The sequence below is a fragment of the Acetobacter sp. genome (assembly GCF_022483985.1).
Lineage (GTDB): Bacteria > Pseudomonadota > Alphaproteobacteria > Acetobacterales > Acetobacteraceae > Acetobacter.
In genome coordinates this window covers 1,323,274-1,341,844 of sequence record NZ_JAKVME010000001.1, presented here as the reverse complement: position 1 = coordinate 1,341,844, position 18,571 = coordinate 1,323,274, and the positions used below count along the sequence as shown (strand labels likewise).

Here is an 18,571-nt window from a genome sequence, read left to right as displayed (position 1 = left end):
TCTGATTTTATACAGGAATGCGGGAAATAACGGCGCAGAACCGTCATCAACAGAGTTGAGAGCCGCTGGAAAAGAAGATCGGAAACCACGATGCATCCGTCAGTGCTGCTCCAGAAGAGTACGGAGACGTTTTTCCATGTCTTCGGCGCTGGCCGCAGTTTCGATCGTTCCCGTGTAGCGTCCCTCGGGGTTCATGATCACGATGCGCGGAGAGATTTCGTATGTATATTCCCATTCCGGATCAGGATGTCTCACGATTGGAGCCTGATATTCTCTGGCGACCGCTTCAAGAGTGGCCGGCGCAGCCGTGCCGGTGATGATCTTGGCGTTGAACTTCAGGGCATACTGCCGAAGATTCATTGCAAGATCACGGTTTGGATCGAGGCTGATGAAGAGCGGTGCGAATTTCTTCCGCGCCGGATCGACGGCCTGAAGAGCTGTGCTCAGGCGGGTCAGGGCGGGTGTGCAGGCGTCGTTCGTGCAGTGGATCGCCCCGAACATGACAAGCATCCATCGCCCGCGGAAATGTGTGTCGGTCATGGTGCCGTCCGATGAATCCATCAGACGGAAGCTGCCGCCAACTTCATTGCCATTTGACGAGGCAACCGGCCCCATGGCGTCCGAAGCCCTGTAGGCGCCATACCCGGCAATACAGGCGACTGCCGCGATCGCCAGTGTGAGAAGCAGCCCTGTTCTTTTCTTCAGACCGGACGGAGGAGGGAAAGTGTTCATCAGTGCGCCTCGGCCCAGTTGGCCCCAATGCCGGTCTCGACAACCAGCGGCACGGGCAGGTCTGCCGCGCCTTCCATGATTTTCTTCACCAGCGCGGCAGTTGTCTCCGCTGCGCGTTTTTCGACTTCAAACAGAAGTTCGTCATGCACCTGTAACAGCATCGTGGCAGGCAGACCGGCTTCCGCCAGAGCATGCGGCAGCCGTACCATGGCCCGCTTGATGATGTCCGCAGCCCCTCCCTGCAATGGCGCGTTGATCGCCTGACGCTCGGCATAGGAGCGTTGTGCGCCGTTTTTCGCCGTAATGCCGGGAACATAACAGCGGCGTCCGAGCGGCGTTACGACATAGCCATGTGCCTTCGCTTCGATCTTGCGTTCGTCCATGTAATCCCGGATGCCGGGATAGCGGGCGAAATAGGCGTCGATATAGGCGCGAGCCTCACCCATGGAAATACCGAGTTGCTTGCTCAGTCCAAAGGCCGAAATGCCGTAAATGATGCCGAAATTGATGGCCTTGGCGCGTCGGCGGGTCAGCGGGTCCATGCCTTCAAGCGGTACACCGAACACTTCGGAGGCGGTGCGGGCGTGAATGTCCTGCCCCAGAGCGAATGCTTCCCGCAATGTCGGCACATCCGCGACGCTGGCCAGCAGACGGAGTTCGATCTGGGAATAGTCGGCGGACAGCAGAACCTTGCCTTCAGGGGCGATAAAGCTCTTGCGGATCTGCGCGCCTTCCTCCGTGCGGACAGGAATGTTCTGGAGGTTCGGGTCGTTGGAGGACAGGCGGCCTGTTGTGGTGATGGCCATCTGAAATGTGGTGTGAACCCGGTTTGTGGCTGGGTCCATCTGCTTGAGCAGTGCGTCCGTGTAGGTGCTCTTCAGTTTGGAAAGCTGACGCCACGCAAGGATTTTTTCGGGAAGCTCCTGTCCCTGATCCGCCAGTTCCTGCAGCACAGAGGAATCCGTGCTCCACGCGCCGGTCTTGCCACGCTTGCCGCCGGGCAGTCCCATTTCATCAAACAGGATTTCACCAAGCTGCTTGGGCGAGCCGACATTGAAGATGCGTCCGGCAACCGTGTGAATCTCTTTCTCGATGACGCCCATGCGACCTTCGAAATTCTCCGAAAGGCGGCGCAGTTCATGGGCATCGACCTTGATGCCGGTCTGCTCCATGTCACTGAGCACAGTGATCAGCGGACGCTCATACCCTTCATACAGAGCCAGCGCCTTGCTGGTGCGCAACTGGGGACGCAGCTTCAGCCATAAACGCAATGTCACATCGGCATCTTCGGCGGCGTAGGCTGTCGCCTTGTCCAGTGGCACCTGCTGGAAAAGGATACGGTTGCGGCCCGTTCCCGTGACCTGATCATAAGTGATCGGCACATGGCCAAGATGCAGCTTCGAGAGTTCGTCCATGCCCTGACCATGCAGACCGGCCGACTGGGCGTAGGAGATCAGCATCGTGTCGTCGACCGGCACGATGGGAGCCGCGCCCGCACCACGGAAGACCAGTATGTCGAACTTGGCGTTCTGAAAAACCTTGAGCACGGATGAGTCCGTAAACAGCGGCTCAAGCGCAGTCACCGCCTCCGCCACGGAAATCTGGTGCCCGACAGGGGCTTCCAGCGTGCCTTCATGCAGCAGCGGCACATAACAGGCTCGGCCCGGAGCAGTCGCCAGCGAGAGACCGACCATGCGGGCCTTCAGCGGATCGAGGCCGTCCGTTTCCGTGTCCACGGCGCAGACACCGGCGGCGCGGGCCTCTGCTACCCATTTTTCAAGCGTGACAAGATCCGTGACGGTTTCATAACCGTTATAGGGAGCCTGTTCGGGAGAAGGCGTTGCGACCGGTGTGGTGCCGCCGTTGGCGAAGCGCATCGCCGCTGCGGACGCGGCCTGCGCCAGAGGCTTGCCGTCTCCGAGACCGAACCGATGACGGATCGAACGGAAACCCATCCGGTCGAGCCAGTCACCCAGCGCTTCTTCATTCGGCTCCTGCACGGCCATGTCAGTCACGGGGACGGGCAGGGGGATATCGTTTTTCAGCGTGACCAGCTTGAGTGAAATGCGGGCTGCTTCTGCGTGCTCAATCAACGAATCGCGACGTTTGGATTTTTTCATGTCCGGCGCGGCGGCCAGAACGGCCTCCAGATCGCCAAACTCGCTGACCAGTGCGGAGGCTGTTTTCGGGCCGATCCCGGGGATGCCCGGCACGTTGTCGGTCGGGTCGCCCATCAGAGCCTGCACGTCGATGACCCTATCCGGCCCGACGCCGAACTTGGCTTCGACTTCCTCGGCCCTGATCGGTTTCTGTTTGATCGGGTCCATCATCTCGACCTGAGGGCCGATAAGCTGCATCAAATCCTTGTCGGAAGAGACAATGGTGCAGTGGCCGCCGGTCTGTTCGATGAAGCGGGCGTAGCTGGCGATTAGGTCGTCGGCTTCGAAACCTTCGAGTTCAATTCCGGGCATACCGAAGGCTGCGGTCGCTTCGCGGATCAGCCCGAACTGCGGAATCAGATCCTCCGGTAGGTCCGGACGGTGAGCTTTGTACTGCGGATAGATCTCGTTGCGGAATGTGACCCGTCCGGCATCGAAAATGACCGCTAGATGCGTGCCGACATGCTCCCGCATCAGGCGCGTCAGCATATTGCAGAAGCCATAAACGGCGTTGACCGGTACGCCTTCCGGATTGCTCATGGGAGGGAGGGCATGAAAAGCCCGGAAGATGAAACCACTGCCATCCACCAGAATCAGGTGAGGCATGCCAGCGTTGTTCCCCGTTTGGGTCATGGAGTGAGAAACCTCAGTGCGCGCTATCCGGTGTGGCGTTCGGGTCCAGCACGAAAAGGCGGGAGCAGTAGGGGCAGACTGTCTGATCACCGCCAATTTTCAGCCAGACCTTGGGGTGTCCGAGCGCTCCGAGGCCACCATCGCAGGAAATCTTGCGGTTCTGCACGATCACTGTCTCGACATGGCCGAGCCGGGGCCGTGGGGTCGGGTTGGTAGGCTGAATAAGCATGAACATGATCCTGTGAGATGGTCCTGCGACCGGCTTCAGGGAGACACACCGGTTGGCCTGTCGGGTGCGCGATGATACGCATGAACGCCGTGAGTTCAAACCACCTGCACGCTCTTTTGTCTGGCTTTCATCATATCATGCGATTTTCCGGGCGATTGGCCGCTTTAACCCTGACTGCACTGACGCTGACAGGCTGTGCCCGTGAACCGGTTCTCAGGGTGCCTCTCCGTTACGCGACATATGCCCGGCTTGTGCCACCCGATCGTATGCTGACGCTGTCTGACCGCGCCCGTATTCCTCTCCGTATCTGGCCAGCACAAGGCGCTGAAAAAGGCGTGATTCTGGCGTTGCATGGTTTCAACGACAGTCGCGACGCCTGGGAGACATCAGCACCTCTGTTCGCGCAGGCGGGGTTCAGCGTCTGGGCTCCGGACCTGCGAGGGTTCGGAGCGGCGCCTGCCCGTGGCGGCTGGGTTGGTTCTGGTCGTCTTGCCGAGGATGCGCGGGAGGAACTGAAGCAACTTGCCGCCGAGCATCCGGGGAAGCCCTTATGGCTGATGGGCGAGAGTATGGGCGGCGCCATTGCGATGGTTGTGGCCAGTCACCCGAGCGGTCTTTCTCTTTCCGGTGTGGTTCTTCTGGCTCCTGCGGTCTGGGATACTGGACTAGTCGGCAGAACTTCTGCCCATCTTCTGGCTGCTATTGCGCCCAATGGAGGCGTTTCTGGGCGGGAGTTGCCGGTTCATGTGGTGGCGAGTGACAACATCGAGGCATTACGGCGACTCTATTTTGATCCTCTGACGCTGCACGTTACGAAACTTGCGGCACTGAGTGGTCTTGTCGACCTGATGACACAGGCGGCTCACGCCGCCAAATGGCAGACGCTTCCCACACTGGTTGTGTATGGAAACCGCGATCAACTTGTTCCTGCTCAGGCTATGGCAGAGGCGTGGGAGCGCTTTCCTTCTTCAGTAAGGCGAGACCTGATTCCTGGAGGGCATCATCTGCTGTTGCGGGAAAAGGCAGGGAGGCGTGTTTTGGTGGATGTCCTCTCCTGGCTCAGTCAGCCTGATGTTTTGTTGCCTTCTGGAGGTGATATTTCCGCTGGAATATGGGCTGCTGAACAGCAAGGCGGACAAGATGAGGAGACGCCTTTCGGGTTGCTGCCTTCTCGGACGGACAGACTTTCTCTCCCATGATGAAGGTGGTTTTTGCGTAGGCGTTTATCCTCTTGGCAAACACAGCCTGTCTGCTGTAGTAAGACGCGCAGTGGACCCGTAGCTCAGCTGGATAGAGCGTTGCCCTCCGAAGGCAAAGGTCGAAGGTTCGAATCCTTTCGGGTCCGCCAAGGGTCTACAAAATCCGCATAAATCAGCCGATTTCCGCTAGACTTAGACAATCAAAAAACACCCTTAGACAATCAGCGCAATTTATCGACGCCAGATTTTGCCATTGTCGGTTGTGATGCAGCGCGAGTGTATCGTCCCACTTCGGCGAGTGTTTTGTGCCCTGTGATGGCCGCGATCTCGTGTGTCGAGCACCCTGCTTCAGCCAGTCTCCGAGCAACCGCTTTTCGAAGCCCGTGAGGTGAGCAGCGTTCCGGTAAACCCGCCTCACGGCACCAGTCCTTGAAGACGTTGTAGAAGCCGTTCTCTGACAGTGGTCTGCCACGCGTACCAAGAAGATAGACCTGTGCCTCACCGCGCCACAGGTCTATTTCTCTCTGAAGGGCTGGATGAATGGGGATGATCAGTTCCGCCTTCGTCTTCTTCTGTTTGATGTGCAGATTGCCATTACGAACGTCAGCAGGCCCCATCCGGACCACGTCTGATCGGCGCTGGCCGGTGTAGAGCAGGAGAGTGAATGCTAATCGCTGATAGGTTCCTGATGGCCAACGATTCTCATATTGCTCAATCTCTCCATCGGTCCATGAGTGTATTCCCTCTGTCTTCTCTCGTCGCGGCGGCTTTACGCCAGCGGTTGGGTCTCCTTTGAGAACAGAGATGGCCATGCTTATTGAAAGCCCAAACTCAATCCAGTGAGGGCCAACGGTAGCGCCTTTAGCATCCACCCTTCTTGAAGACTTTACGAGACGATCAATCGTCTGTCTCCGGCATGCAGGGCTTTGCGTATGCCGTTTCTCAAATGGGCGGCAATGCGCAGTCAGCGGCGCAATCTCTCCAGAATATGGGGAATTTCCTGCGGTCATCTCCGGGGGCGCGTCTTTCCTTTCGCGTCTCGGTATTCAGGCGCAGGATGCTCACGGCAATGGCGGGCATCGCTGGCGCTGCTTCGAGTTCCATCCAGCGGTCGATGATCTTCAGACGAACGTCGGCCCGGTAGCCTGCGATGAGGTTGAGGGTCAGGTTCTTGGGGAGATTGTAGCATTTCCGCTCCTCCCCCTTCACGTCAACATAGACGCCCCCAAATTTGGGGTGGTCGATTTTCACATCATCCAGCATCTTTTCGATATCACGGATAACGTGGTCGTGCCTCTTTCCCGTCAGTTCCGCAATCTCGCGGGAGGACATGGTGGCGATGGGTGTGGTGAGAGTGTTCATCACGCAGCCTCCAACTCACGGACGCGATCCTGAACGACCGGCTTCATGTCCTTGTTGTGGGTTGGCGCTTTCGGCTTGAGTATGGCGCGGATGGATGCTTCATCAAAAGAGGTAGCACCTATGTTCGCTTTTATGCTAAATTTCGGCATAACAGTGTTTTCCTTATTCACTGTGAGAGACGCTGGGGATGAGTTTGGCGACCGCCCCTGCGTCTCGATTGCTTGCTTTTTCCAGCCAAAACAAAACTTCTGCGTTTTGACTTCTTTTGTTTTGCTCTGCTGATTTTTGCACCCATTCCTTAAGATGCTTTGATAGCCTGAGTCTTAGAGCCTGTTTGGAAATTCATGGATGAGCGTTTCGTCGGGTGAGATTGGCGCCCATGGCGACGAAGATCATGGCCTGTGAGACATCGATGCGGCGCTCGTAGTCGCGCACGAGGCGTCGCCATCGGGTCATCCATCCGAAGGTTCGCTCCACGACCCAGCGCCGGGGGAGGACCTCAAAGCCTTTCGCTCCGTCCCTGCGACGAATCACCTCGACGACGAAGTCCAGGTAGGCAGCCTTGTCCATCAACTGAAGCCGGTCATAGGCACCGTCCGCGAATAGATGCTTGACCCACGGCCAGCGCTTGCGGATCGCGTCCAGGATCATCTGCGCTCCGGCGCTGTCGGAGATGTCTGCCGGCGTCAGGTTAACCATCAGCAGGCGTCCGTCCGTATCCACGGCGATATGCCGCTTGCGCCCGACAATCTTCTTTCCAGCGTCGTAACCTCTTGTTTTCGCGTGCGGCGCCTTGATGCTCTGGCTGTCGATCACTCCGGCCGAAGGGCTGGCTTCACGACCCGATCGCTCCCGGTCAAGCATCAGTTCCACATCATGAATGGTCTGGAACAGGAACCGCCGGGCCAATTCCCTGAGCATCTCCGGAGAGTCGCCTTCTGTATTTCTCTGTGATTTTATCAATGTCCGAGATGTAGCATTCCGGGTCGGCTGAAGGGATTGAGTGATCGCCGACTGGGATATCTGGCCGCAGGCAATGCTGAAAATCCATATCAGCATTTATTTCAGCTTTAAGCTGCTTCCATCCAGATCGGCCCACTTTTTGGCGCAAAGCATAGTAAGCTTGATCCATAATAAGCTCAGCCTTCGCAGCGTCGCTATTCTGGCAGAGCATGACCGCAATACTGTCGTCTTGATTGACCTTTGAGCAGTCAAAATCAGGCTTATATGTCTGTGCCTGAGCAGAAACCCCCACAACCAACCCAAGCACGACAACAATCTTCCGCATCACAACCTCTGCCATCGAATGTAGCGAAAGGTTAATGCGTGGTAATGGGGATGGGAAGCCGCCAGTTCACTCGGCCTGCCGTGAGACCTCAAGCCGCGACAGGATATTCCTGCACCAATAAATCCGCAGGTAGCCCCAGAATGCGAGAAAAGGCCCTCACCATACCCATGCTCAAGCCACGCTTGCGGTTAAGCGCATCGCTCAGCCTGCTTTCGGCAACACCGGCTTCTGCGCAAAGCTGGCGGCGTGACATGCCCTTGTCCTCAAGGCGGCAGAGAATGGCGTCGATAGGGTCAGGTAGGCCGACAGGGTAGCGTCGGTCCTCATAGGCCGACACAAGGTCCGTCATGATTTCCAGCCGGTCGCCGTCTTGGCTGCCGTGCTTGGGGTTGAGTTCCATTAGACGACCAATCTCGGCGATGGCAGCATCGAGATCGTCATCATTTCTGATAGGTTTGATATCCATCACACTGTCTCCGGGTTGATCTTGTCGTATTCCTTGTGTGTTCCAACGAATTTAATCAGCACTACCTTGAACTGGTAGTTGATGTGAGCAACCAGACGATAGTTGTTGCCGCCAATGTTGAAGATCACACGATTGTCACCAACGAAATCCGCAGAATTGTAGGTAGCGCGAACATCGGCAGGGCCAGCCCAAACAGCCTTCTTCACAGTGACGTGCCACGTTTCCAGCGAAGATTGCGCGCGTGGGTGAACGGTCCAGAAGGCAGTGAGGGTTTTCTTGGCGACGATCTGCATAGGCATCGTATAACCTAAACTTACCAAATTGGGAAGCTTATTGAGGGGTATCTATGTGTGTGGGGGGGGTAGGTATTAAAGGGGCTATATTGGGAATTTATCCTCTACCCTTGTAATACGGTAATATACTGGTGCACCCTCAATGGATTGGCCGTGAACATCAACAACGTAGATCATCTTGAATAGGGCTCCTCCCAGCATATCTTCTTTGACGGCATCATTTGAGAAGCCGATATTAACTGGCTTGTCAGAAATACTTTCAATGATGCCTTTATCGCCGCCCCGTCGGCCTGACTCTTCTCGAGCCTGAAACCAGCGGAAAACAACACCTTGTCGTGTGAATGTAGCGGGAAGGCGCTGTAGTCCAGCCCAATTTAACGCGCTAGACCGAGCTTCTCGTGCTTCATGAGGTCCGAAATTTATTGTGACATTGTTTGTGCCACCATCTGTGGCGATTATGTTCATTCCTCCACCCCCACTATGCGTTGTGGGATAAAGTACATCAGCGAAAGCTGTGCCCAATGTGAAGAGGAAGGCGCTGGCGGGGGTGTGAGGTTATGGGGCGGTCGTAGTGGCCACCCTTCATTCTCTTTTGCTGGAATGTTAAGTAGATATGATGCTTGATTAGTATTAATTTATTATTAATGCAGGAATTTATTAAAAAATTCAAAAAATGAAAGGATATGACATTTTTTGAGAACTATCTCATGTTGATAGTCTAATTATGCATTATTTGTGATATGGATTAATTAACTTTCTGCTGGGTGTGTATTTTTAGGGTTATCAGAAACTTTGTGGATAGAATTAATAATTGAAATAGTTTTGAGTGTATCCATCTTCTGTATATTCGGTAATATTATTGCAGAATTGATCAGGGTTGGTGTAGGTATAATACTATATTTAAATAGAGCATCTTTTGAATTCTCATTCATGTTGCGCAAATCGATACCCATAGTATAACCCGCAGCGTGCTCCATGTTGTAATTGGAGGGTTCGAAAAACCTTTGATTGACTTCTCTTGTGCCTGATTTCAGGTTTTTAGCGTGTTGACTGCTGCTTCCCTGGTCTAACTTTTACTCTGGGTTTTGAGCAGAGCGATGGTTTCCTGCTCTGGATTGCTACGCGGCGGCGTTAATCCGCTCCAAGAGGAGAAAGCGGCGCATATTATAGACGATATTGGCCAGCCCGACCCTCATGGTGGCCCGCGTTATGCCTACGGTTCGGACGAACAGCCCCGTCTGTGATTTCTGATCGGCAAAGACATGCTCGACACGCGACCGGATAACGGACTTTCCTGCGTTGGATCTCTGGATATGGCGTGGCATAGGCTTGAGATGCGGCTTTTTCCTGTGAACCTTCGAGACAAAGCCCTGCTTTTCCATGAAGTCCTCATTGGCTTTTGAGCGGTAGGCTGTGTCTGCCCAGACCGTTGAAGCTGTATTGCTTTTATCAAGCAGGCCCTCCCTCAATCGCGCGCCATCACTGGCGGCGGCATCTGTCGTCTTCCATTTGCGGATCAGCCGAAATTTCCGGTCGATGGAGATGTGCGATTTATAGCCAAAGAACGGGATGGCCAGATCTGTTGCAGGGATACTCCCGTCCTCCTGTCGCTTCGCTTTCGTGAACTTCAGGGTCCAGCGCGCATGCCTGTCCTTGTGGGACAGCTTTGACGGCTTGTCCTGCCAGTCCTGAGGGATCCGTCCTTCACGCAGATCCGCCTTCTCCGCATTGGTATTGCGCTGCTTCGGAGCCGCTACCAGCGTGGCATCCAGGATCTGGCCTGACATCGGCAGATAACCAGCGTTACGCAGGGTTGCGTCAAAGCGATTGAACAGACCACCAATCGCACCAGCCTGGGTCAGACGCTCTCGAAACAGCCATACCGTTCTGGCATCAGGTACACGGTCCGACAGCCCCAGACCTAAAAAGCGCATGAAGGAGAGACGGTCGTTGATCAGGTATTCCGTCCGTTCATCGGACAGATTGTTGAGTGTCTGGATCACCAGGATCTTGAACATCAGCACCGGATCAAACGGTGGACGCCCGCCTTTGCTCCCGTCTGAATAGGCCAGTGCCTTGTCCAGTTCCGGGCGGAACACCTCAAAATCCACAGTCCGGGAAAACGCTTCAAGCTGGTCGCCAAGACCGCTTAACCGAGCAAGCCGCTCTTCAACGTCAAAAAATCCCGCCTGTTTCATAGCGCCATTCCTCCAACCAGAACCAGAAAAATGGAATCACAGCGTAGGCCTCAATACCAAGAGGTTTTTAGAACCCTCCAATTCTTAGCTAAGGAAGATTCTATAATAGATGCTAAATGTTTTTCAAAATATATTGAATATTTCTCCCTTGGAACTTCTGAGAGACTATTTCCATGTCACTTCGCAAATCAGCAGAGTAATCCCGACTGAAATTATCATTTGGAGAAGGATCGTTTGGCGATTTGTTTTCTGCTGAAACTTCTGGATTTTTCTCAGGAGAAGTACCTAGAAGGGTATTGGAAGAAGCTATTCGATAATTGTAAATTATCCACGACACGGACGCGACTATGACCAAAACTGGCGCAATTATATTTGCTACGGTTAAAAGGCTCATTCTTCCAGCCTCCATAAAGTGGATCTAGCTGCGAAGTGAGTAACGACCGAAGCTACGACCCACAATGATACGGCGCCTCGTTCTCACACATGACAACCGCGACGGCGTGCAGAGTCGGCACATAGACCGCCTTCCATAGCGCCGACGGCACAGCGACCTGATCCGGTCCTATCGTCCCCAGATCGTCCACGAACGCCGGGCCGGTGACGATGTAGATTTCACCCTCACGCTCGGCCAGAGCGCGCAGATTGCCCTCGATCCTGTTTCAAGCGCCTGAGTTCAGGCTTGCAGCCTGTGGAACGATGTTGGACAGGGCAAACGTCTCGGCTCGCGTTTCTCGCGTAGGGGTGTCACCAGACGGTGACAGATGACCGCGCGACCAGCCTGAACGCTTGTAGTCGTAAAGCTCCGCTCGGTCAGACACTGGTATGCGTGTGTCCTCGTAAAAACCCGACCTTCCTTGCAGCGTACGGGCCTGCTCCACGGCCTCTTCCGTCAGATGCTCTGCGCTCCAGAGTGATTCTTTCATTTGCCCGGAATAGCCGATGGCGAATGCGGCCGAGCAGAGCCGAGCAGAGCAGAGCAGGGAGGTGGGGTGGGGAGTAGTTGGCGCTGCGCCGTTGGCAAAAAGATCAACGCACTCAGCCTGCGCCGCCGTTGGCAGCGCGAGCAAGGTGGCGAGCAAACAAACGAGTTTCATTGGAACGTGTGTGCCGGGAAATGCTCCTAGGCTCAATACTGCAACAGGCCATCCTTCAGGATGGTCTTTCTCAACACTGCAAACCTCTTGCGCTGTGTCACAAAAACTGGCATATTCGTTTAACTTCACCAGAGTTGCGTTGCGAGGCCATTCTCAGTGTTGGTCTTCCTTAAAAATCCCCGGAAAACAGATGACAACGACGTTCTACGAGGTGCCTGTTTCGGCTGCGCCTCAGTCGTTCTCCGTCAGTATTTCCGGCGTCCAATACTCCATCCGCCAGACCTACTGCGATGCGTCCGACAGCGCGGGTTGGCTGATAGATATCAGTGATTCATCAGGGTCAAACATTCTGACCGGTATCCCGCTCGTTACCGGGGCTAACCTCCTCGGCCAGTTTGGATATCTTGGTCTTGGCTTTAGCTTGGTGGTGACGACGAGTGGTAACGCTGACGCTGTCCCGACATACGATAATCTTGGTGTTTGATCCTATCTCTACGCGGTAATCATTTCGTGACCCAGCAATTCATCCGTGCCTTTTCGCTGGTGGTTGGGGACGCTTCGGGTTCCGGACTCGACCTCGCAACTCTCCGCGTCACCTTCAATATCACGCACGGAACGACAGAGACGCCGCGTATTTTGTCAGCTGCTACCCACGTTGGAGGCGCTGATCGGCGCTGTTTCTATATCACGCGTGACTGCCACGCTCACGCAGGCTCACGCAGACCATCATCGCCGCTGGTCTGTGATTTTCACCATCCTCGCATTCCTCGTCGGCTTCTGGGCTGGCGGGGTCTGCGTGGCGCTTGTTTTCTCCTGTTATCCGTGGACCTGCTGATGCCGTGCTTTGCTGACCCTGATTCGATCTATTCCGTTGCCATCGAAAAGTTCCAACGTGAAATCCGTGAGGATGAAACAGAGATTGGCCGCCTGAAACGGGATCGGGACTGGTGGCGCGAATATGCGTCCGCTCTCCAGAAGCGCATCCGTGAGATGCAGCGCAATCCGCCCGTGTTCGTGGTGGAGGATGCGCGATGACCCGCAAACTCGGTAGTGGAGAAGACAATACTACAGGCGCACATCTATGTTGCGGTTCGGAATAACACTCATAGGGACGGCGCTGTGCGAGTTGACGTGAAGGTAGCGTGATCAAGGTATAGTCTGATTATTTATATGATCACGCTGAATTTAAAATTATAAACTAATTATTGAATGGATTTTTTTTGTATTCTTAGGCATCTGAAAGTTTAAATTCACCATATTCTATTGGCATATTTTGATGGTTTGTATTTGGTTTCAAGCCATCAAGAATATCTTGATTGATCTCTATGAGAGGTTTCAGTGGGATATCATGTAGCATCGCGCGAATGCTATATCGTGTTGACCAAATCGCCAAATTGAGAAGGTCTTTTCTCAATATATCAGAAATTCCGTTGTCTTCAATGCTCGTTTCCAAGAGAATTGAAGACCACAATTTCTGATTCATGGTGAGAGCATGGATACGCTCTTTTTGATTTTTTACGTTTTTTAAAAGAAGAATGGTTTGTCCGAAAGCCATCACTTCAATCTGCCGCGAAGTCATTTGTAATGCCGAATTCTGATTGTAACGTTTAATGCCGTAGCTCATGAGACATACCTTTAAGTAAGGAGTTCTGTTGCCATGTAGTCATGAAGAGATGCTGCTACGAGTTCGATTGCATGATGAAGACTGCCCGGCTGAGACCGAAAGATTTTCATTGTTGGATACCAGGGGCTATCTTCCCGATTTTCTAACCACCGCCAGCAGCAATCACTTCTTGTGATCATCCAGACAGGTTTGCCGAGAGCGCCTGCTAAATGGGCAACAGAAGTGTCGACGCTAATGATTAAATCTAGATTAAAAATTAGTGCTGCTGTGTCTTCCATATCTGAAACATTGACCATTGGGTCAAATATTTCTTTTCCTCTCCAGTCTGCTAACTCTTCCTGAGGTTTTCCTAACTGAAGATTTATGAAATCTATGTTTTCTATGTTAATAATTTTTGAAAACATATTCAAAGAGGATGAGCGATTCCGATAATTCAAACCATGCCGAGGACGGTTTTCTCCCGACCAGACCAAGCCAACGCGCAGCTTTGTCTTCTCTTTAAGCATTGCTGCAAATTTGTCGATGTCAGCCTGCTCTGGATAAAGATAAGGAACGGAAGACGGTATTTCATAGCCAAGCTGAGGAGCCAGATAGAGCGGAAGAGACAGGAGAGAACAGCTGAAATCATAATTTGTATTGGAAAAATCATTCCCTATGACATGAATGTTATTAAAAGACGATTGCGAAATCCTTTGGAGGTTTTTAGGCACGGACAAAATAATTTCTGCGCCTTGATCCTTAAGGTAGGGGATATATCGCATGAACTGGAGCATATCGCCCAGACCTTGCTCACCGTAAAGTAGAAGCGTTTTTCCATTTATAGAAAAATCGCCTTTCCACGGATTTCTGGCGCCTTCTTGTTTAAATTCAGGTGGTGCAAATTCAGCCAGCTTCCAGCCTTCTTCGTATTGACCGTCTTTTAGAAGAGCATGGCTCAAATTATATTGCACGGCCCTGACTTCTGGTCTCAAGCTCAGATACTTCCGAAACGCCGTCTGTGCTTCAGATGACCGATTCAGGCCAAGAAGAGATATTCCATACTCGTTTAGCATGGATAAAGCGGTATCTGGAGAATGAGCCTGAATTGATTCGATAACATCTGCGCAAGCCTGAAAAGCGCCGATACGAATTAAAGCCTGAGCAAGAGAGGGAGCGTATAGGATTGCTTCAGGAGAAGATCTGAAGATCTGAAAATAAACTTCGCATCCCTCTGAGATGAGGCCGGATTCAAGTAATTGCTGGCCGAGTATTGACGAGAGAATGTCGCCATTTTTATAGTTTTGCGAGCGCCATTTAATGGCGGCAATAAGAATCTTTGGAGATTTGGCTGCGGCCATAACGGTCGCTATTTTTACGCAGATAGCTTCATTTTCAGCATTATGTATAAAGAGTGTGAGTAACTCATTCAGAGCAGAATCGATATCTCTTCCTATTTCAAGCTTGCAGAAGAGTTGATATATTTTCCATTCTATATTTTTTGGATTTAATGAAACTGCCTGCGAGTATGCTAAGTAGCTTTCTTCGTAATCAGTGATGCTTCGGTAGATATCACCAAGCAATGCATAACCGTCAGCCCACTTTGATTTTGCACGAAGGATATTCTTTATTTCTTCGATTGTTTTTGTGTAATCGTTTTTTTTTGCGGATTTTTTTAGACTGTCGCTGATTTTTTTAATTTCGTTGCTGGTGAATGTATTTGTCATAATATGTATCCAAAATAAAAATGGGGGGCAAAGCCCCCCATTCCCGATCTTAGCGGAAGAGGCTAAGAATGTTCTGAGACGAAGATTTCGCAACGCTCAGAGAAGAAATTGCCAACTGCTGCTTTGTCTGCAGAGACGTCAGCTTCGCGCTTTCCGCTGCCATGTCGGCATCGGTCAGTGCGCCGACACCCGAGGTCAGGGAGTCGGAAAGGTTGGAAGAGTAAGACGCCATACCGTCAACAACCTTGGCATTTGTTGCCAGCGTTGAAGCCGCGTCTGTCATGGCTGTGATAGCGTTCTGAACCAGAGTGATCAGCGCTGGCAGGCTTGTGCCCGTCAGAGAGGTCAGTGTCGTGCCCGTTCCTGCTGTCACAAAGGCGTTGATGCCCGAACCGCTGCCACCAACAAATTTGTCACCAGCAGCCATCTTGCTTGAAAGGCCAAGAACGTCAGTCAGCGTATTGGTGTCGACCTGAGCAGCCGTTCCAACGGTTGCGGCGATGACTTTGCCCATACCAGCCGTGCCGGTGGTGACGTTTGTGATCTGGTTGGTCGAGCCCTGAAGGCTGGTGACGTAGATCAGGTTGTCAGCCGTGACAGGCCCTGCGGAACCGGAGGCAACGCCGTTGGCAACGTTGGAATCGTTCTTCGAAGTCAGCAGATTGACGCCGTTAACCGTGGCGTTTCGTGCGAACGTGTTGATCTGGTCCAGATAACCGTTGATTTCGTCCGATGTCTGGGCGAGAGCTGTCGGGCTACCCTGAATGTCACCCAGGCTGGTTACGGCATTCTGCAGAAGGTGCAGGGTGCTGATGATGTTGCCGACGGCCGTAGACGTGGTGCTCAGGGTGCTGGCTGCGAAGGACAGACCATCGTTGACAGCGGAGAGACCGGAAATGTTTCCGTTCATCTGCTGAGCAATAGCGTAAGAAGCCGGACCATCTTTGGCGCTGGAAATTTTCTGACCCGTCGAAACGGTGTTCTCTGTGTTGTTCAGAGATGTCGTCGTTGCATTGAGGCTCTCAAGAGCAACCATTGCAGCGTTATTGGTGTTGATCGAAAGTGACATTTGGAGTTTCTCCGATTGGTTTACTGCATTTTTTGCAGTGAACCTATAAAATGATAAAAATCCTAATTTTGAGTTAATCGATTTCTGATTCGGTGGAAGTGCCCGGTGAGACGCTTGCCTGACCGATCACGGCGTCTTCATGCCGGATGATTCTGCGGGCAATTTTCAAGGCCTGATAAAAATTACCTTCAGATGCGGCTTTCATGGCTTCACTGAGAATCAGTCGGGCCGATACAGACGTCGTTTCCTGCATGAAGGTGGTGATGTGGTAGGTTGCCTCGGCAAGGGCCGCCATTTTTTCTTCAGGGGTGCCGACATAAGCGGTTTGCAGCGCATAATAGATGAGGCGCGCCGGGCTGGTGGCTTCCTCCGGAGGCATGAGCTGCCGTCCGAAGAGAAAATTGGCCCGGTTTGTCAGTCTGATCTGTGCGGCGGTGAGGAAGTGGATGCCTGCTCCGTTGAGGATCATCCGGTCGCCGGCTTCAAGCCTGATGCCTAACCCTGCCATTTTAAGCCCTTCTCATTGCGTGTTTCGCGATGAGGGGAGGCTGACATCAAAATATGTATAAATAGTTATCTGTGGCTTGGGGGTATTGTTCAATAAGGTTTTGAGAAAGCATTGCCGAGACAATTTGCGACTGTTATCCGATTTTCTGGCTGCGCTCCACCCATTCGCCACACGCATCTTTCAGCGCGGCGATAAATCGGCCGACAAGCGGAGCCGGACGTCCTTTCAGAACAGCAATGGCCAGAGCGGCGCTTGGAGCAGGTTCTTCAATGCGGTGAAACGTAACGCCGCCTGCGTGAATCTGGGAGAGGGACTGGGGGACGACCGAGACGCCCAGCCCAGCGGCGACCAAGGGGACCGTGGCTGCAATCTGGGGAGCCTGCTGGCCCATCCGCGGTGTAAAACCGGCATGCTGGCAGGCTGACAGAATGGCGTCATGAAATCCCGGCCCCAGTTCTCTGGGGAAAATGATCAGTGGTTCGTTTGCGAGCATTTCAAGGCGGATAGCGCCGCTACCTTCATAGATATGGCCGCTCGGGAGCGCTGCCACGGTCGGTTCATCAAGCAAGGGATAGACAGCCAGTTCCCGGTCGTCGGTGACCGGAGGACGGACGATCGCCACATCAACGCGACGGTCATGCAGCGCCTCGGAGAGGGCCGGGGTGTTGCTTTCCTCAAACGAGACGACAACTTCGGGCCACGTTTCCCGGAAGTGTCGGATTGTCTGCGGAATAATCGGAAGAAGCGAGACCGCTCCGGCCAGGCCAACCCGAAGATGGCCCCGCTCGCCTCGGGCGAGACCATGCGCCAGACCGAGAAAATCCTCTTCCATCGCAAGGATCGCCTGTGCCTGCCCGATCAGGGCTGTTCCAATATCGGTCAGTTCAACGCCGCGCGTGAGACGATGGAATAATGTTACGCCAAGAGCGCGTTCAAACTGCTTGATCTGCTGACTTAAGGGAGGCTGCTCCATGCCAATGGCCATGGCGGCTTTGGTGAAGCTGCCATGTTCGGCAACGGCCACGAAATATCGTAGCTGCCTCAACTCCATGATGCGTCTCCCTGACAGTCAGGCAGGATCAGTAGCATAAATTGCTCCAAAGCAAGGTCTTGACGGTAAAGCCTGCGAAGATCGCAGGGGGGCTGTAATCTGATTGACAATGGAGCTGTTTTCACATAGGTCGCACCCCATTGCCGGGAAAGTGGACGGACCGGCTGGCCGATGGGGTGTATGCTCCCCCGGGCCAGTAATACGGGACGCGCCCGCTTCAGTCTGTTCCGGACTGGGGACTATCGGCGTCACAAGCCATGTCAGGTCGAAAGACTGGGTGTGGCTGTTTTATGAAAGTAGAGCGCGCCCATGAGCAAGCGCCTTGAGAGCAAATACAAGATCAATCGCCGCCTTGGCGTAAACCTGTGGGGCCGCGCCAAGTCGCCGGTCAACAAGCGGGAATACGGTCCGGGCCAGCATGGCCAGCGTCGTAAAGGCAAGCCTTCCGACTTCTCCGTCCAGCTGATGGCGAAGCAGAAACTGAAGGGTTACTACGGTAACATCAGCGAGAAGCAGTTCCGTAAATACTACGAAGAGGCAGTCCGTCGTAAGGGTGACACCTCCGAGAACCTGATCAGCCTGCTGGAGCGTCGTCTGGACGCCGTTGTTTACCGTCTGAAGTTCGCAGTGACTCCGTTCGCTGCCCGTCAGTTCGTGAACCACGGTCATGTGCTGGTCAACGGCAAGAAAGTGAACATCCCGTCCTACCTCGTCCGCGAAGGCGACGTGATCGAAGTTCGCGAGAAGTCCAAGCAGCTTGCTGCCGTTCTGGACGCCTCGCAGAGCGGCGAACGCGATGTTCCGGAATACATGGAAGTGGACCACCGCCAGATGAAGGGCTCGTTCCTGCGCGCTCCGAAGCTGTCCGATGTGCCGTATCCGGTGCAGATGGAGCCGAACCTGGTGGTCGAGTTCTACTCTCGCTGATTTCAGGACGCTCTGGCTCTTGCGGGCCAGGTGCTT

General features: G+C 53.6%; 22 protein-coding genes, 1 tRNA gene and 2 pseudogenes. 5 read left to right on the top strand and 20 right to left on the bottom strand.

All coding sequences use genetic code 11. From position 1 onward, the window contains the following. Nucleotides 1–99: 99 nt before the first annotated feature. Genes LKE90_RS05945 through LKE90_RS05935 form a run of 3 tightly spaced genes read right to left on the bottom strand, consistent with a single transcriptional unit; the run spans nucleotide 100 to nucleotide 3,753 of the window. Nucleotides 100–732 (bottom strand): SCO family protein, encoded by a 633-nt coding sequence (locus tag LKE90_RS05945; protein WP_291492416.1) that lies wholly within the window; start codon nucleotides 730–732, stop codon nucleotides 100–102. Next, nucleotides 732–3,524 (bottom strand): DNA polymerase I, encoded by a 2,793-nt coding sequence (polA, locus tag LKE90_RS05940; protein WP_291492414.1) that lies wholly within the window; start codon nucleotides 3,522–3,524, stop codon nucleotides 732–734. The genes LKE90_RS05945 and polA overlap by 1 nt, the downstream gene beginning before the upstream one ends. 13 nt (nucleotides 3,525–3,537) lie before the next feature. After that, nucleotides 3,538–3,753: a zinc-finger domain-containing protein gene (locus tag LKE90_RS05935; RefSeq protein ID WP_291492412.1), complete on the bottom strand. Its 216-nt coding sequence runs from the start codon at nucleotides 3,751–3,753 to the stop codon at nucleotides 3,538–3,540. A gap of 155 nt (nucleotides 3,754–3,908) precedes the next feature. Here LKE90_RS05935 and LKE90_RS05930 point away from each other — a divergent pair, with 155 nt between their 5' ends. Both LKE90_RS05930 and LKE90_RS05925 read left to right on the top strand, forming a co-directional pair. Beyond that, entirely contained in the window at nucleotides 3,909–4,952 is a 1,044-nt protein-coding gene (locus LKE90_RS05930) for an alpha/beta fold hydrolase (protein WP_291492411.1), read from the top strand. A 72-nt stretch (nucleotides 4,953–5,024) separates the two neighbouring features. Beyond that, nucleotides 5,025–5,101 (top strand) — tRNA-Arg (locus LKE90_RS05925). Nucleotides 5,102–5,173: 72 nt separating this feature from the next. Here the strand turns inward: LKE90_RS05925 and LKE90_RS05920 are convergent. The 12 genes and pseudogenes from LKE90_RS05920 to LKE90_RS05870 all read right to left on the bottom strand — a co-directional run bounded on the left by LKE90_RS05920 (nucleotide 5,174) and on the right by LKE90_RS05870 (nucleotide 11,653). After that, complete coding sequence (locus tag LKE90_RS05920; RefSeq protein WP_291492409.1) at nucleotides 5,174–5,764, bottom strand: tyrosine-type recombinase/integrase; 591 nt, start codon at nucleotides 5,762–5,764, stop codon at nucleotides 5,174–5,176. A gap of 130 nt (nucleotides 5,765–5,894) precedes the next feature. Continuing rightward, on the bottom strand, nucleotides 5,895–6,314 hold the full coding sequence (locus LKE90_RS05915) for a Rha family transcriptional regulator (protein ID WP_291492408.1): 420 nt from the start codon (nucleotides 6,312–6,314) through the stop codon (nucleotides 5,895–5,897). Further along, the gene (locus LKE90_RS05910) at nucleotides 6,314–6,463 is read right to left on the bottom strand and encodes a hypothetical protein (RefSeq protein ID WP_291492406.1); all 150 of its coding nucleotides are present in this window, start codon (nucleotides 6,461–6,463) and stop codon (nucleotides 6,314–6,316) included. Before LKE90_RS05910 ends, LKE90_RS05915 begins: the two co-directional genes overlap by 1 nt. 13 nt (nucleotides 6,464–6,476) lie before the next feature. Beyond that, nucleotides 6,477–6,656, bottom strand: coding sequence for an Arc family DNA-binding protein (locus tag LKE90_RS16455; protein WP_366509553.1), 180 nt, complete (start codon nucleotides 6,654–6,656; stop codon nucleotides 6,477–6,479). Next, nucleotides 6,657–7,229: pseudogene (locus LKE90_RS05905) on the bottom strand (IS5-like element ISGdi2 family transposase); the annotation flags it as partial. It lies immediately after the preceding gene. Continuing rightward, on the bottom strand, nucleotides 7,189–7,602 hold the full coding sequence (locus LKE90_RS05900) for a hypothetical protein (RefSeq protein WP_291492404.1): 414 nt from the start codon (nucleotides 7,600–7,602) through the stop codon (nucleotides 7,189–7,191). The gene LKE90_RS05900 and the pseudogene LKE90_RS05905, both read right to left, overlap by 41 nt. Nucleotides 7,603–7,690: 88 nt before the next feature. After that, on the bottom strand, nucleotides 7,691–8,068 hold the full coding sequence (locus LKE90_RS05895) for a helix-turn-helix domain-containing protein (RefSeq protein WP_291492402.1): 378 nt from the start codon (nucleotides 8,066–8,068) through the stop codon (nucleotides 7,691–7,693). Further along, nucleotides 8,068–8,361 carry a type II toxin-antitoxin system HigB family toxin gene (locus LKE90_RS05890; protein ID WP_291501013.1) on the bottom strand — a complete coding sequence of 98 codons (294 nt, stop codon included), beginning with the start codon at nucleotides 8,359–8,361 and terminating at the stop codon, nucleotides 8,068–8,070. Before LKE90_RS05890 ends, LKE90_RS05895 begins: the two co-directional genes overlap by 1 nt. Before the next feature lie 84 nt (nucleotides 8,362–8,445). Next, nucleotides 8,446–8,826 (bottom strand): hypothetical protein, encoded by a 381-nt coding sequence (locus tag LKE90_RS05885; RefSeq protein WP_291492398.1) that lies wholly within the window; start codon nucleotides 8,824–8,826, stop codon nucleotides 8,446–8,448. 653 nt (nucleotides 8,827–9,479) lie between these two features. Next, nucleotides 9,480–10,559: an IS5 family transposase gene (locus LKE90_RS05880; protein ID WP_011252003.1), complete on the bottom strand. Its 1,080-nt coding sequence runs from the start codon at nucleotides 10,557–10,559 to the stop codon at nucleotides 9,480–9,482. Between the two features lie 112 nt (nucleotides 10,560–10,671). Continuing rightward, nucleotides 10,672–10,953: a hypothetical protein gene (locus tag LKE90_RS05875; RefSeq protein WP_291501394.1), complete on the bottom strand. Its 282-nt coding sequence runs from the start codon at nucleotides 10,951–10,953 to the stop codon at nucleotides 10,672–10,674. A gap of 52 nt (nucleotides 10,954–11,005) precedes the next feature. After that, nucleotides 11,006–11,653: pseudogene (locus tag LKE90_RS05870) on the bottom strand (DNA/RNA non-specific endonuclease). A 190-nt stretch (nucleotides 11,654–11,843) separates the two neighbouring features. Between LKE90_RS05870 and LKE90_RS05865 the strand changes: the two are divergent. After that, a complete protein-coding gene (locus LKE90_RS05865) occupies nucleotides 11,844–12,137 on the top strand; it encodes a phage baseplate plug family protein (protein ID WP_291493019.1) in 294 nt (97 codons plus the stop codon). Nucleotides 12,138–12,163: 26 nt separating this feature from the next. After that, complete coding sequence (locus tag LKE90_RS05860; RefSeq protein ID WP_291493018.1) at nucleotides 12,164–12,688, top strand: hypothetical protein; 525 nt, start codon at nucleotides 12,164–12,166, stop codon at nucleotides 12,686–12,688. A 193-nt stretch (nucleotides 12,689–12,881) separates the two neighbouring features. Here the strand turns inward: LKE90_RS05860 and LKE90_RS05855 are convergent, their stop codons facing one another. From LKE90_RS05855 to LKE90_RS05835, 5 genes are all read right to left on the bottom strand, one after another. After that, nucleotides 12,882–13,277 (bottom strand): flagellar biosynthesis regulator FlaF, encoded by a 396-nt coding sequence (locus tag LKE90_RS05855; RefSeq protein ID WP_291493017.1) that lies wholly within the window; start codon nucleotides 13,275–13,277, stop codon nucleotides 12,882–12,884. 11 nt (nucleotides 13,278–13,288) lie between these two features. Continuing rightward, a complete protein-coding gene (locus tag LKE90_RS05850) occupies nucleotides 13,289–14,980 on the bottom strand; it encodes a glycosyltransferase family 9 protein (RefSeq protein WP_291493016.1) in 1,692 nt (563 codons plus the stop codon). A gap of 49 nt (nucleotides 14,981–15,029) precedes the next feature. Beyond that, complete coding sequence (locus LKE90_RS05845; protein ID WP_291493014.1) at nucleotides 15,030–16,049, bottom strand: flagellin; 1,020 nt, start codon at nucleotides 16,047–16,049, stop codon at nucleotides 15,030–15,032. Between the two features lie 73 nt (nucleotides 16,050–16,122). After that, nucleotides 16,123–16,557: a flagellar biosynthesis repressor FlbT gene (locus tag LKE90_RS05840; RefSeq protein WP_291493012.1), complete on the bottom strand. Its 435-nt coding sequence runs from the start codon at nucleotides 16,555–16,557 to the stop codon at nucleotides 16,123–16,125. A 133-nt stretch (nucleotides 16,558–16,690) separates the two neighbouring features. Then, nucleotides 16,691–17,608: a LysR family transcriptional regulator gene (locus tag LKE90_RS05835; RefSeq protein ID WP_291493010.1), complete on the bottom strand. Its 918-nt coding sequence runs from the start codon at nucleotides 17,606–17,608 to the stop codon at nucleotides 16,691–16,693. A gap of 309 nt (nucleotides 17,609–17,917) precedes the next feature. Here LKE90_RS05835 and rpsD point away from each other — a divergent pair, with 309 nt between their 5' ends. After that, nucleotides 17,918–18,535 (top strand): 30S ribosomal protein S4, encoded by a 618-nt coding sequence (rpsD, locus tag LKE90_RS05830; RefSeq protein WP_291493008.1) that lies wholly within the window; start codon nucleotides 17,918–17,920, stop codon nucleotides 18,533–18,535. Nucleotides 18,536–18,571: the final 36 nt, after the last annotated feature.

Bases quoted from the DNA above. Each gene is read 5' to 3' on its own strand.
- LKE90_RS05945 (WP_291492416.1), bottom strand. From the start codon at position 732: ATGAACACTTTCCCTCCTCCGTCCGGTCTGAAGAAAAGAACAGGGCTG.
- polA (WP_291492414.1), bottom strand. From the start codon at position 3,524: ATGACCCAAACGGGGAACAACGCTGGCATGCCTCACCTGATTCTGGTG.
- LKE90_RS05935 (WP_291492412.1), bottom strand. From the start codon at position 3,753: ATGCTTATTCAGCCTACCAACCCGACCCCACGGCCCCGGCTCGGCCAT.
- LKE90_RS05920 (WP_291492409.1), bottom strand. From the start codon at position 5,764: ATGGCCATCTCTGTTCTCAAAGGAGACCCAACCGCTGGCGTAAAGCCG.
- LKE90_RS05915 (WP_291492408.1), bottom strand. From the start codon at position 6,314: ATGAACACTCTCACCACACCCATCGCCACCATGTCCTCCCGCGAGATT.
- LKE90_RS05910 (WP_291492406.1), bottom strand. From the start codon at position 6,463: ATGCCGAAATTTAGCATAAAAGCGAACATAGGTGCTACCTCTTTTGAT.
- LKE90_RS05900 (WP_291492404.1), bottom strand. From the start codon at position 7,602: ATGCGGAAGATTGTTGTCGTGCTTGGGTTGGTTGTGGGGGTTTCTGCT.
- LKE90_RS05895 (WP_291492402.1), bottom strand. From the start codon at position 8,068: ATGGATATCAAACCTATCAGAAATGATGACGATCTCGATGCTGCCATC.
- LKE90_RS05890 (WP_291501013.1), bottom strand. From the start codon at position 8,361: ATGCAGATCGTCGCCAAGAAAACCCTCACTGCCTTCTGGACCGTTCAC.
- LKE90_RS05885 (WP_291492398.1), bottom strand. From the start codon at position 8,826: ATGAACATAATCGCCACAGATGGTGGCACAAACAATGTCACAATAAAT.
- LKE90_RS05880 (WP_011252003.1), bottom strand. From the start codon at position 10,559: ATGAAACAGGCGGGATTTTTTGACGTTGAAGAGCGGCTTGCTCGGTTA.
- LKE90_RS05875 (WP_291501394.1), bottom strand. From the start codon at position 10,953: ATGAGCCTTTTAACCGTAGCAAATATAATTGCGCCAGTTTTGGTCATA.
- LKE90_RS05865 (WP_291493019.1), top strand. From the start codon at position 11,844: ATGACAACGACGTTCTACGAGGTGCCTGTTTCGGCTGCGCCTCAGTCG.
- LKE90_RS05855 (WP_291493017.1), bottom strand. From the start codon at position 13,277: ATGAGCTACGGCATTAAACGTTACAATCAGAATTCGGCATTACAAATG.
- LKE90_RS05850 (WP_291493016.1), bottom strand. From the start codon at position 14,980: ATGACAAATACATTCACCAGCAACGAAATTAAAAAAATCAGCGACAGT.
- LKE90_RS05845 (WP_291493014.1), bottom strand. From the start codon at position 16,049: ATGTCACTTTCGATCAACACCAATAACGCTGCAATGGTTGCTCTTGAG.
- LKE90_RS05840 (WP_291493012.1), bottom strand. From the start codon at position 16,557: ATGGCAGGGTTAGGCATCAGGCTTGAAGCCGGCGACCGGATGATCCTC.
- LKE90_RS05835 (WP_291493010.1), bottom strand. From the start codon at position 17,608: ATGGAGTTGAGGCAGCTACGATATTTCGTGGCCGTTGCCGAACATGGC.
- rpsD (WP_291493008.1), top strand. From the start codon at position 17,918: ATGAGCAAGCGCCTTGAGAGCAAATACAAGATCAATCGCCGCCTTGGC.